At 38.0% G+C, this 12,185-nt stretch carries 10 protein-coding genes and 1 other RNA gene; 7 read left to right on the top strand and 4 right to left on the bottom strand.

The annotated features are described in order from the left end of the window. Nucleotides 1-35 precede the first annotated feature (35 nt). Nucleotides 36-1,187, bottom strand: a complete 1,152-nt coding sequence (locus C1E24_RS10465) for a patatin-like phospholipase family protein (RefSeq protein WP_138481201.1) — start codon at nucleotides 1,185-1,187, stop codon at nucleotides 36-38. A gap of 151 nt (nucleotides 1,188-1,338) precedes the next feature. Between C1E24_RS10465 and C1E24_RS10460 the strand changes: the two genes are divergently transcribed. Then, entirely contained in the window at nucleotides 1,339-2,229 is an 891-nt protein-coding gene (locus C1E24_RS10460; protein WP_138481199.1) for a DUF3014 domain-containing protein, read from the top strand. A gap of 130 nt (nucleotides 2,230-2,359) precedes the next feature. Then, nucleotides 2,360-2,456: signal recognition particle sRNA small type (ffs, locus tag C1E24_RS10455), an RNA gene on the top strand. 312 nt (nucleotides 2,457-2,768) lie between these two features. On the opposite strand, the gene C1E24_RS21095 is transcribed toward ffs, so the two are convergent. Beyond that, a complete protein-coding gene (locus C1E24_RS21095) occupies nucleotides 2,769-4,508 on the bottom strand; it encodes an alpha/beta hydrolase family protein (protein ID WP_240721987.1) in 1,740 nt (579 codons plus the stop codon). An 807-nt stretch (nucleotides 4,509-5,315) separates the two neighbouring features. On the opposite strand from C1E24_RS21095, the gene C1E24_RS10445 reads away from it, so the two are divergent. The 3 genes from C1E24_RS10445 (at nucleotide 5,316) to C1E24_RS10435 (ending at nucleotide 8,405) form a co-directional block, all read left to right on the top strand. Further along, nucleotides 5,316-6,941, top strand: a complete 1,626-nt coding sequence (locus C1E24_RS10445; RefSeq protein ID WP_138481197.1) for an RNA-directed DNA polymerase — start codon at nucleotides 5,316-5,318, stop codon at nucleotides 6,939-6,941. After that, the gene (locus C1E24_RS10440) at nucleotides 6,938-7,651 is read left to right on the top strand and encodes a hypothetical protein (RefSeq protein ID WP_138481195.1); all 714 of its coding nucleotides are present in this window, start codon (nucleotides 6,938-6,940) and stop codon (nucleotides 7,649-7,651) included. The genes C1E24_RS10445 and C1E24_RS10440 overlap by 4 nt, the downstream gene beginning before the upstream one ends. 142 nt (nucleotides 7,652-7,793) lie before the next feature. Further along, complete coding sequence (locus C1E24_RS10435) at nucleotides 7,794-8,405, top strand: SLATT domain-containing protein (protein ID WP_138481193.1); 612 nt, start codon at nucleotides 7,794-7,796, stop codon at nucleotides 8,403-8,405. Nucleotides 8,406-8,603: 198 nt separating this feature from the next. On the opposite strand, the gene C1E24_RS10430 is transcribed toward C1E24_RS10435, so the two are convergent. Continuing rightward, entirely contained in the window at nucleotides 8,604-9,374 is a 771-nt protein-coding gene (locus tag C1E24_RS10430) for a DsbC family protein (protein WP_138481191.1), read from the bottom strand. Between the two features lie 123 nt (nucleotides 9,375-9,497). Then, nucleotides 9,498-10,499: a helix-turn-helix domain-containing protein gene (locus C1E24_RS10425; protein WP_138481189.1), complete on the bottom strand. Its 1,002-nt coding sequence runs from the start codon at nucleotides 10,497-10,499 to the stop codon at nucleotides 9,498-9,500. Nucleotides 10,500-10,722: 223 nt separating this feature from the next. Between C1E24_RS10425 and C1E24_RS21090 the strand changes: the two genes are divergently transcribed. Both C1E24_RS21090 and C1E24_RS10415 read left to right on the top strand, forming a co-directional pair. After that, nucleotides 10,723-11,631: a hypothetical protein gene (locus tag C1E24_RS21090; RefSeq protein WP_240721986.1), complete on the top strand. Its 909-nt coding sequence runs from the start codon at nucleotides 10,723-10,725 to the stop codon at nucleotides 11,629-11,631. 39 nt (nucleotides 11,632-11,670) lie between these two features. Then, nucleotides 11,671-12,177 carry a GrpB family protein gene (locus tag C1E24_RS10415; protein ID WP_138481187.1) on the top strand — a complete coding sequence of 169 codons (507 nt, stop codon included), beginning with the start codon at nucleotides 11,671-11,673 and terminating at the stop codon, nucleotides 12,175-12,177. Nucleotides 12,178-12,185 lie beyond the last annotated feature (8 nt).

Below are 12,185 nucleotides of genomic sequence, written 5' to 3'. Positions count from 1 at the left end.
TGCTTTTTAAAGCGTTAATAGAGCTAAGTGCAAGCCTAATTAAGCTCTAGAAAGTCTCTAATTTCATCGAGCCTATCTAGCCCATCTTGATAACCAAATTCAATGAGCCTTCGGGTATAGGCTTTCTCAAACATTAAGTAACTCGCTAAGCTCGACTCCGAGTGCTTTTTGATACCAATCGAACGTAATAACATTCTGACTGCCAGTGGCATATGTTCATAGCATTCGGTCGCTATTTCATTAAAGTTTTGCGTCGGGTTAATGACGAGTGTTGAAACTTGTTTTAGCTCTTTGTGTTTATTCTTTGAGTTAGAAGGCAGTAAACCTATGGTTCGGTTAACTCGTTCTAAACGTTCTAAATCTGATTGTAGCGTGTCAGCAAAAACGCTATCTAGCAAGTGGCCAGCAACCGTAGATACACCAGGGAAATGAGGTTCGTAACCTATGGCGCGTTGGCGTTTTGGTTGCTCAACACCAATTATAAATATTTTATCGGCACCTAAATGAATTGACGGGCTAAGAGGTGAGAGCTGGTGGATAGAGCCGTCACCATAGTAGTGGTGCTTCACTCTAACACTGGGGAAAACCATAGGGATCGCACTTGAGGCCATGAGTAGGTCTAAGGTGATTTGCCCTGCGACACCTTCTCTTTTGGCGCGTTGCCAAGGGGCAGCATTATTCGACTGAAAGACAGCCACTGACTTTCCGGTTGAATAACTTGATACCGTAACAGACACCGCCTCTAAGTATTTTCTATGTAAGTTTCTATCAATGCGAGATAAATCTAAAACATCATCAAGCAATGCTCGAAGCGGAGAGTTGTCTAATAGGCTGGCGGGCGGGTGATTTAAATAGTCAGATTGAAAGCTACGCATCATATTGCCAAGAATATAACTCGACGCGCCAGTGAAAGAGCTCTTATAGACCATATGAGTATGAAACTGGCGCCATACCCATTCTATTTTGCGTACCGCCAAGTGCATACATGAAGCGTAACACGCCATCGCAGCAGAGTTAATTGCGCCCGCAGAGGTACCATTAATAATTTGAAAAGGAATTTTGGCATTACGAGGCATACTCAAAGCCAATGCTTTTAACACGCCAACTTGGTAGGCAGCTCTTGCACCACCACCGGTCAGAAGCAAAGCCATTTTTGAATGCTGAGTATTTTGCGGTTTTTTTTCCATATTCGCCCTTAATTATTATGAACTTTTTGCTGCGAATGCCATCAGTTACCGTATATCACTTGCAACAATCACTCAGTGATATATCTTTACTTTATAACTAATTATAGAATATTCAACGGAATATTGTGTTCAGCCATTAAACGGAGCAAACATGTCAGAACAACCTTCTTCAAAGCCTTCCCAAACCCAGCTGCTATTTGCAGCCGTTGTTGTTATGGCGTTAATCGTCGTTGCTGTTTTTATTCTTTCAAGCAAATCTGAACAGCCTGTAGAAAATGAAAAGTTCAAGCAAGACGTCGTCGTGCCTGCCGCAGAACCGGTAAAACCAGTCAATACGGCGCAAAGTCAACCAGAGCCTGAGCCAGAACCTGAGGTTGTAGAAACATATGAACCTGAACCGCAGCCAGAGCCGACCCCTGAGCCTGTTGCAGAGCGAATCGTTGAAGCAAAGCCTGCTGAGCCTCAGCTTCCATCGTTGGATGAGAGTGATGCAGAAGTGAAACAAAGCTTAGGTGAATACCTCACTGAGCAATCTTTAGGTTTGTTAGTGACTGAAGATATGGTGCGCAGAACCGTTGTATTTGTAGATAACTTAGCGCAAGGCAAGCTTGCGAAAAAGCATGCGCCAGTGAGTGCACCGGTTGATAAGTTTATGGCGCTTGAGTCAGACATCATCATTACAGATCCAAATAGCTTTGAGCGTTATACACCTTATGTCGATATGCTAACGCAGATGAGCAATGCGCAAATCGTACGTGTGTATAAAAAGTTTCAGCCACTTATTTTTGAAGCCTATGAAGAAATTGGCTATGAGGGCGAAGACTTTAATTACACTTTAAATGAAGCGATCATTGAGCTTTTAGACACGCCAATTCCAGAAACAAGCTTGCCACTTATTAAAGATTCGGTGACTTATAGCTATGCATATCCAGAGTGGGAAAAGTTATCAGATGCGCAAAAGCAGTTCTTACGTATGGGTCCTGCTAACATGAAACGTGTTAAGACTAAGCTTGAAGCTGTGAAGAAGTCATTAGCAAATTAATCTCGCCATATTTTAAACCGATTGTTTAAGCATTAGGCAATCGGTTTAATTAATTCAGTTTTTCCTTGAATCTAAAGCACATAATAGAGATAATCCTTCCCGCGCCTAACAAGGCCCACTATGGTGGTCTTATTGGTCCTCTCGCAACAATAGTTCGTGAACCTGGTCAGGTCCGGAAGGAAGCAGCCACAGCGAATGACTTGTGTGCCGGGATGTGGCTGGTAAGACTACCACCCAATCCTTCAAAGATTTCAAATTTATACTCCCAAAAAAATAATATACTTTTCTTTCCTTAGCTAATCGAAGCCGTTTATATTCATTCTTAAATTAAACCAATGTCCTTATTTACTATTTAGCTGAGCTTCTAAGAGAGAAAATAGTGGTGAGTCGCTCTAACACTATTTTGGATAAAACGTGTTAGAGACTAATGGTAGCTTTATGAAATCGCTGCCGTTAAAAACGATTTTATGCCTCACCACAAGGTAAGCTCGCTTTTCTAATGCGTGAATGACTCGCTTGTTTAAAATAAAGCTGATTAGCTATATCGCGCTCGTTATTCCAATATCATCCAAGATGATAGTTACATCTCTCGTCGGTTCAAAAATAAAGACAAGCTCTAATTCGCTTTCGGCACTGATTGGCTTATTCAATTCAATAGGGAGCGTAAAGGTTTGCAAAACTGGCTCCGTTGGCGCATATCTCACACCACCTTTTTCCAATTCAGAGAAGTCAGAAATTAACAAAGGCGAGACACTGCCAGATGCGGCTAAACTTTTTTTAAACATAACATCAGACTTATTAAGTAGCTCTACCTTGGTATCAGATAACAAATTGTATGATCCACATTCTTCGCCTTCTCCTGAATCAGCTCTAGCCAGTGAGAAGCTTAGGTAGGGTTTTCCTTTACTATTTTGCTGAAACAACTCAGTACCTGCGAACTTAATGCTCACCCGTGTTTCAACTTGTTTCTTAAGTTGAACCTTCAATACATTATTAGAGGTTTTAGTGCCGTTTCTTAGACGCTCTGAGTCTATGTCGATTGGCACTTCTTCTAATTTTTTACCAGATAGGGCTTTAACGGTGCTTTCTTTTTCAGCGTCACCCTCAAAGTCTTCTATAACTTTGAAATCAGATGTCATATGGCGACTGATATAAATATCGTCAGGAAGGCCAAACTCACTAGTCACAGGTTGTCTAAAAATTTTTCGATACGCTTTTTTGTTCGCCAATGTAGCTTCCAAAAAAGCTGAAACATACACTTTAGTTAACTTCTCTTGTTGTTTGGGGGTTAATAGCTTTGAATAAAAATCTTTGCTGCTTCCCCAATGGTAATCATCAGACATGTCTTGATTAAAGTTTATGTGGTTAGCACGATAAATATAAATGGACTGCTTTAATAAATCTTTATCAGCATCGAAGTGAGTGCGATGCCATTGTTGGCTACCAAGAAACTGATAAACATCTGCATCATGGCCTCCTTGTAACACTAAATAGTTAACATTTTTCAGGATATTTCTGCCATCGGCATGTTGATATTGCCCGTCCATTGGGGCTAATGCGACAACGGATTTAATGTTGAAACCAAACCCTGTTGATTCAGCACTATCAGGTAAAGTTTTCCATTGATTAAATGATGCAGCTAAAGCAACAGCCTCACCCCCTCTAGACATGCCTATTAAAGCGATATTCTCTAAATCTAGCTTGTTATAAAAAGCATGGACTTGCTCTGCATTCCATTTTTGTAGCAGTTTGATATGTTCAAGTAGTATCCAACCACGGGCACCATTTTCACCCCATAAACCATTCAAATACGTTTGATCTACTTGCACCACAAAATGCCCACGGCTGGCGAGTAACTCACCCAGATAATCAAACCCAGGCGCAGAATTTCCATGGACTAATAACACTAACGGCAGTGGCTGGGCTCCCAACGGAAGCCAAACTTTAGCCTGCAAAGGTAAATTACCACTTTTAAATTCGTGGTAAGCATTGTCTTCATATCCTTGGTTGCGAGAATAGTCTGAAAGAAAGCTCGGTAGGCTCACATTTGGAGCAATGACATCAGGTTTTGAGATAGCAAATAAAAAGGGTTGTTCGCCATAGTTCATTATTTTGTATTTATGTTCGCCCAGTTCAGCAGGATTAGGTAAACCTGTAAACGAACTATTTGGCTGACTATATCTTTCAATAACACACTCTAAAACATCTGAAGCGAATGTCGAAAAAGAGGCAGTAACTATGGATAGGATGGCAAAAAAACACGAAAAACGAGTAAGCATCAAAATTGTCCCTAATGTCAAAATTCAGCACGCGGTATTGTATATCAAATTGATCTTGCTATAAAAAAATACAGTTTTTTATAATTATGCTCTCTGAGACGCAAGTTGCTCAAAAAAGGTTTAAATTAGTGTTTGAATAAAAGCCTGAAGGTTGCACTTAAAGTAAAACACTAATACAGCGCTTATGGCCTACAACTTCTGTTTCTCGCTCAAAGCTGGCCTTTGCATGTTTGTGGTCACATACATTACTGAGGAAACAAGTTAGTACCAAAATCCGCTTCTGACATGGTGCCAATTCAGAGAAAGCCTCTTAAATAAATCACTTTTAGCTTCAAACATCATTGGTAATAAAACCTTAAAAACTACATAGCCTACTCGTTGAATTGCCCAAAACACTGGGTGGTTGTTTTCATTTTGACCCAAGAAAGAACGGTTTAGGCTAGCTTTAAAATTATCTTGGGAGGAAGAATAATAAGTGCAGATAGCTTTTACTGCTCAAACCCTAGACAAACATTAACTCGTGTAGATAAGGCTAGAGTGTTAAATATAGTCTTTACAGTTCAGAGCTTCAGTAAAATGGGACTTTTGATAAAAATCCAAATTTTTTAACTATTCCTGATTTTCGATATTTACAATGCCTGACTATTTCAAGTGGAGTCAACAAGTTGTTGATCCTTATAGATTAGCAATGTAATGTTAGCGAAAAAATAGAAAGGATTCCCGATTTTGTGCCGATAAAATCAGGTGTTTTTTCTTTGAAAAGGCTGTTAGCTTTACCTAGTTTACATCCGCAACATAAGGAACGTGATGAGCAAATTTAGACAATACTTAAAGAAATCTGTGGAAAATATCATTGCCCATGGAGATACGGATATTTTCCCTTTTCCTATTGAGAACCTTCTGTTTAATGATAAGCAAACTGAAACTATAGATTTATTAGAAAAGGTTCACTCTTCGTTTGAAGACTATTTATCTGAGTATCCTGTTTTACATGAAAAGGCATTGCAAGCTGTGGGTTACCATGGCTTCAGATATGGTACTCAAATAGACCCATTATGGAACGCATATTTCTTAGCTTTAGTTATATCCATCTCTGACGAGATTGAAACTGCGAGAATACCTACATCTAAAAAGAAGGTTTTCTCCTATCGATATAGCTACGACAAGGATAAAAAATATCTCTTCGACCGTGAATATAATTGGTCTGAATTTAACAAAAGAGCCATAGAATTGGCTAAGCAAAAACCTGTTGTTTTAAAATGCGACATTTCAAATTTTTATCCTAGCGTTTATCACCATAGAATTGAAAATGCTTTGCGTAAAGCAACAACAAACACTGAATCTGTAAAACGCATAGTTAAGCTGCTTTCAAAGATTTCTAAAGGAGTTTCTTATGGTCTTCCTGTTGGTGGACCAGCTGCTCGAATATTAAGCGAACTACTGTTAAATAGAGTAGATCGATTACTACTATCTGAAGGGATAGAGTTCTGTAGGTATGCAGATGATTATATAATCTTCACTGATTCTGTTGAAGAAGCATATGGTAACCTTATATATTTATGCGAAAAGTTAACCGAGAATGAAGGCTTAGCGATCCAAAAATCAAAAACTCAAATAATGACTTCGAGTGAGTTTTTGTCTCTATCAGAATTTGGAAATCCAAATGACTCCAATGAAGATAATATTCAAGCTGACAACTTTTTAAAACTAAGACTGTTTTATGACCCTTATTCTCCAACTGCGGATACCGATTATGATGACTTGAAAAGTGAGCTAGAAAAGTTTGATATTGTAGGTATGCTAGGTAAAGAAATTAGTAAAAGCCGTATTAATCAAGCTTTAACGAGAAGGCTTATAAACTCAATTAAATACCTTAGTCCGCAACAGCGAAAAGCAGCTATTTATTCCTTATTCGGCCAACGAGATGAAGCTAAATCCAATCTTGACGTTTTATATCCTGTTTTTCCATCAGTGATGTTGCTTTGCCGCTCAATTATTAGCGATCTTGATAATGACTCACGAGAACTAATCTTTGAAGATCTCCGAAATTTGTTAAATAACGAGTCATATATTACTAAGGTCCCAATAAACCTCATGTATGCCGTTAGAATTCTAGCCCATGACAAGTCAGAAGAAGCGGATTTTGCACTTATAAAAGCGTATAAGAACCAAGTAAACCCAGTTATTACCTCTGAAATCATACTTGCTATGGCACAACATGATTCAGATTATTGGATTTCGGATAAACTCAAATCATTTTCTTCACTTAGTAGGTGGGAAAAACGTTCGCTTTTAATATCTTCTTATATTTTGGGCGACGAAGGACAGCACTGGCGCGATAAAGTAAAAGGTGAACTTCCTGATATAGATACGTTATTGATTAAGTGGTTTAGTGAACGCTTTAATAGTAATGGTTGGGGAACACTTTTATGATTACTGTTACCCAGTTGTCTAGAAACTACCCATCAACATGGAGAAAAACCTTTCCATTTTTGAATAGATTAGTTAAAAAATGTAATCTTCAAAAAGAAACATTTGATGATGGTATTTTTTCTACATCGGAACCAACTAGACGTGCGCTAATAAATGAAACAGGTTTCTATCTATATAAAAAAATGATGGAAAGCCAAATTAATAAAACTAATGATTTAACTCAAGAAGTCATAACAGAGGTTGCAAATACAGCCTTCTCTTACATTAAAAATTTAGATTTTAATCCTGAACAGTTAGCTCCTTTGAGCGAAGAAGAAATTAATGAGTCTAAATTAATCGCAGGAAATCTGTTTCACTATTTCTTTTACTACGAGAAAGGTAAGTCAATTACGATATCTCCACATTTCTCAGGCTGTGGCTTAGTATCTGATTGCTATGGAGATATTTTAGCTGGTACTACGCTTTATGAAGTAAAGTCTGGAGAAAGAGATTTTAGAATTGCAGATTTAAAGCAAATTCTGATTTATTTAACTTTAAACTATTCCTTACACCAAAATAGTATTAATCAAATAGGCCTAATTAATCCTAGGTTAGGAAATTACATTGTTCTTTCAGTTAAAGACGCTATTGAATTAGCATCAGGTCAATCAACAGTTGACTGCTTCAATGAACTCATTAATTTTTTTGATTCACCTGACGATTTTAGGTAAAGCTAACAAGTTACTTAAAAGGACGCAAAACGCTTGGCTTGCGCTCCTTCGTCGCTAATTATAGCCAAGCATTTTTCGCCTATTAGTAAGGCTTTTGCTACTCACACCGAAATTTTATCTCAAGGATATATAGGAGTTATTTGTGAAATCACAACTTGAAAATTTATATAGGAGAGCAGGGATAACGAAAGAAAGTTGCTTTCAAGCAAATAGAAGACTTGAAAGGCATAATACTTTATCATTGTGGTCGCTCACTATCTTAGCTTTCAGCCTTATTGTTATTTCTCTTCTAACTCAGTTGTACGCACACAATAGTTTTATCGTTGAATATAGTCGCTTCCTAGGCTTTTCTATCACTTCTATATCAATATTTGCAATGGTTATTGCTGTTGTTGTTCAGAAAAGTAATTTCTCTTTAAAGGCTGATAAATTTAGAAGGCAAGCAATGGAAATTAATGAGCTTCGTTTATCATTTAAGCATTTGATTGATAAAGAAGATGACCTAGCAAGTAAACAAGATCTTTATGAATGCAACAGTAGTAAATACTCCCAAATTTTGAACAGAAATTTAGTTCATGACCAAATTGATTATTACGTATCTAGTAGTGAAGGAGTTGAACATAAATATTATTCGATTAAATTATTTATCACAGAGTTTTTAGGTTACATACTAACAATGCTTATCGCTATTTCTCTTTTATCATGGGCATGCTTCCAAACTTATAGTGCAACAATTACTGCAATAGGTAGCTAACAAAGCCGTTAAACCAAAAACGGAACAGCAGGCTTGTGCTCTTTCATCGCTAATTTTAGCCAGCTATTTTTTGCCCTTTACGGTAAACGTTATAGGGTAAGCAGTATAAGCGGTAATTTATAACTATGATAAATTTCATTCTTGGTAGTATTTCTCTCGGGGTTATATATTTACTCTCTGTACAGCAAAGTAACCTTCTTAAATAGATTCTATTTTCTGAATGATTTTCGAAATGTCTTCTGTACTTATAAAGCCTGGTACTGTTTCTCCATTGGCAAATAAAATAGTAGGGGTAGCACTAAAACCAAATTTTTGTGCCAAAGCTTTTTGAATGTTGAGGTTGTTGATGCATTCTGAAGTTACTTGATTATTCGTTTCAAAACGCCCCCTATGCATTGCGGAGTCCATCGCGGCTCGCGGGTTTGTGGCGCAAAGCGCATTCACGGTTTTATTGAAGGCTTTGCTACCAGCATTTCCTCTCGGCAACATGACATAATCGACACTGATACCTAGCTGGTTTAAGTCTTTTATTTGAGTGTGGAGTTTTCTGCAAAATGGGCAGTCGATATCGGTAAAAATAGTTATTTGATGTCGTTCTTCTTTTGCTGAGTAGGTGAGTAGTTTCTCCCGAGGAATAGATTTGAATAATGTTTGTCTATGTTGTTGGTTTGCTTTTTCAATCAGGTCTTCGCTTGTAGAGGTGTTGATCACTTTACCCCAAAACAAATGCTGCCCATCTTTGCTAGCAAGTAAGATTTGATTGTCGATTGTGACGCGCTCGAAATAGTCATTAAATGATGTGATTTCAAAGCTTGCCTTAGGACCAAGCAATCGATGTAGTTTTGCACTTAGAGCTGAGTTTGAATAACTGGGTGATTGATTGTCAGGTACCTCTTCAGATAGGGCGTTAGGGCTGATAAAGGATAAAGTGGCAATTGCTAAGATTGATAATTTATTAAATGCTTTCATTGGCTGCTCACAAGATTAGATAAGTGAATACCTTTATAAAGTGAGCTGCGCATTTTATGTCAGTATAAATGCCTCTAAGTTTCTATAATTATATATATTAGCATTATTATCATTAACTTATGCCTAGGCTATGAATTGTCTAAAGCCTATTAATTGGGCTGTATATTCAACATTTTTACACTCTCGTTTTGATGTCACAGAGTATTTTAGTTCTTTACAAAGTTGCGCATGTTCGCTTTTTTCTATTGTGTTTTCAGAGCTATTTGAAAGTGCCTGTTCACTGTCGATTTGCAGTCGTGCCTTTGAGTTAAGCGGTGTATCTTGCTGTTTATTGACTAAGGCGGCGATTTGCTGTTCGAACATGTGTGCACTGCAGCTTGCAAAACCAGCTTCTGCGGACTCTTTGCCTTGAATTGCAAAATCTAGCGCATCATTAAAGTTATTCTGAATTGCGGCGATCCTACTCAACAACGAAAACGCTTGTCCTCGATAATAGCTTTGTGATTCATTTTCTAGCACGAGTTCATGTGCTAATTGCTTAGCATGGGCTAGCTGTTGTTGACTGAATTTTATTTCAGCTAACAGCAGCTTGGCTTCTTGAGAATATGGGTTTTCTTTTAGGCTGAACTCAAGCCATTTTTGAGCTGTCGCATAGTCTTGTGAACGATAAGCGTCTACTGCATTTGTATAACTGCTAAAAGTGGGTGGTAAAGCAGGCTCAAACGTATTGTTTTCTTTAATTAACAAGCTTGTTGCAGTGATACAACTAATGGCTAGGCATGCAGCAATGGCATAGTGTGTCACTTTATTTGATTTTTTTACTGTTAATTTTTCAGTAGGAGCTAACCAGTAATAGCCATGGTTAGGTTGAGTGCGAATAAGGTCATTATTGGGCGCAAGCTTGCGTATTTCACTGATCACCTGAAAAAGGCGATAATCTTGGTGTTGCGGAGTGCCCCATAAAGCAGTATGCATTTCACCTTTGGTGATTAGAGTCTGAGGGTTATTAACAAACAGCTCTATTGCTTGCGCTGTCTTAGGTCGGATATTTATGGGTTTACCTGAGTGGCGTAACTGGTAGCTTTGATCACAAAAGGTGAATTTTAAAAATTTAAAAGTTGCCACGGGTTATCCTTTTTTCGCAAGTTAGATGACCTTTATAATGCTTAATTTATGTGTGAGCAAGTTGGTAGAGCTTCTAAAAGTCATTTAAATTGGGCTTTGCATTTACCATATGTAATTATGCGCAGGTTCTCATTTATGTATTTCAATTACAATGAAATAAATCTATTGTTTTTTTGAGGTTTTCTGTTCAATTTAACGAACCCGACAGTAAGAATATGACAGTATGAAAGATGTTTTAAATAAAGGATTAGAAACGCTAAAGTCCGCCTCTGCAAAAATTTCAGATGACATAGCTTCAGGTTTTTCGATAGTTAAAGACAAAATTAATGGTCTGCCGATTTGGGTCTCATTAGAAAGAACAGACAGTGATGTTCACATTGATTACGACGAAAAGCACTATTTTGTTATTCCATTTAAATTGTCAGAGCATCAGTTTGCACTTCACACCATGAGATGCTTACCGAAGGGTGTGCCGGAAGTGAATAATTTACCAAAAAGGCGGGTATTTCACTTTCCAAATGAACATGCAGAGCATCAGTTACGCGAATATATGTTAAGCAGTGTTGGTGATATTGTTCGAGAGCGCAGCTTAGAAACTCCGCATTCTTTAGAGTCTCTTGCAAATGAAATTGATGCGTTAGACAAAAAGCTAACTTATGGCATGTTATTGGTTGGTGGGCTTGCTGCTTTAGTGAATCCACTTGTTGGCGCTGGTATTGCTGCCAAAGCAATGCTACCTAGCGTGACAGGGCTGCTAAGCAAATATGGATTACGTTTAACGGGTGAAAAATTATCGGCTTATCAACTGAATAAAGAGATTGAAGAAGCGCAAAAAAATGTGATTAAACAATTTGAAGAATCGAGTGCAATTCAAGTTATTAACCCTATTTTGCAAGAGCTGGAACTTGCGCTTGAGACAACTGAAAGTGAGCATGATCCTCTTTTAGATTTTGACTTATCGACCTTATCGATCCCAGCTTTAAAGAATGAGCATTGGCGTGAGCTCACTCAAGTTGCCATTACGCACGTTTACAAAGAGGTTGTGGCGGCACCACATTTACATAAACAAGCAGAGCTTGGACCTGAAGACATAAGATGGTTGAAGCTTATGTTTGAAGCAAGCCAAGATTAAGTAAGTTAGTGTTACAACAGAATATGATTAAGAATATAGATGGCTGATGCAAAGATAGAGATAGTTGAGTTTAGTCCACACTGGTTCGAGATGTTTGAAGCTGAAAAAGCGTTGTTACAATCAGTTATTTCACCTTGGCTACATGGCTCAATAGAGCATGTTGGTAGCACGTCTGTTGAAGGGTTAGCGGCTAAACCCATTATTGATATTATGGTTGGGGTTAAATCGTTAGACGCTTCGCAGCCGGCGATAAAAGAATTAGAGCAATCTGGTTATTGCTATTACCCTTATAAAGCAGATGTGATGCATTGGTTTTGCAAACCTACGCCCGAAGTGCGCACTCATCACTTACATTTGATCCCATTTCAAAGCCCTCTTTGGAAAGAGCGTATTCAATTTCGAGATAGTTTGCGAAATAACCCTGACATCGCAAAAGCCTACCAAGCGTTAAAGTTTAAGCTCGCAGAAGCTCACCATGAAGACAGAGAACGTTATACAAGAGAAAAGTGGCCGTTTATCAAAGAAGTATTGCGTAAATACATTTAGCAAGCAGC

This window comes from Pseudoalteromonas phenolica, from assembly GCF_005876835.1.
Taxonomy (GTDB): Bacteria; Pseudomonadota; Gammaproteobacteria; order Enterobacterales; family Alteromonadaceae; genus Pseudoalteromonas; species Pseudoalteromonas phenolica_B.
This window is presented reverse-complemented; position numbering and strand designations above follow the sequence as displayed.

Excerpts from the sequence above, each read along its gene's own strand:
- C1E24_RS10440 (WP_138481195.1), top strand. The coding sequence starts at position 6,938 with ATGATTACTGTTACCCAGTTGTCTAGAAACTACCCATCAACATGGAGA.
- C1E24_RS10445 (WP_138481197.1), top strand. The coding sequence starts at position 5,316 with ATGAGCAAATTTAGACAATACTTAAAGAAATCTGTGGAAAATATCATT.
- C1E24_RS21090 (WP_240721986.1), top strand. The coding sequence starts at position 10,723 with ATGAAAGATGTTTTAAATAAAGGATTAGAAACGCTAAAGTCCGCCTCT.
- C1E24_RS10465 (WP_138481201.1), bottom strand. The coding sequence starts at position 1,187 with ATGGAAAAAAAACCGCAAAATACTCAGCATTCAAAAATGGCTTTGCTT.
- C1E24_RS10460 (WP_138481199.1), top strand. The coding sequence starts at position 1,339 with ATGTCAGAACAACCTTCTTCAAAGCCTTCCCAAACCCAGCTGCTATTT.
- C1E24_RS10430 (WP_138481191.1), bottom strand. The coding sequence starts at position 9,374 with ATGAAAGCATTTAATAAATTATCAATCTTAGCAATTGCCACTTTATCC.
- C1E24_RS10415 (WP_138481187.1), top strand. The coding sequence starts at position 11,671 with ATGGCTGATGCAAAGATAGAGATAGTTGAGTTTAGTCCACACTGGTTC.
- C1E24_RS21095 (WP_240721987.1), bottom strand. The coding sequence starts at position 4,508 with ATGCTTACTCGTTTTTCGTGTTTTTTTGCCATCCTATCCATAGTTACT.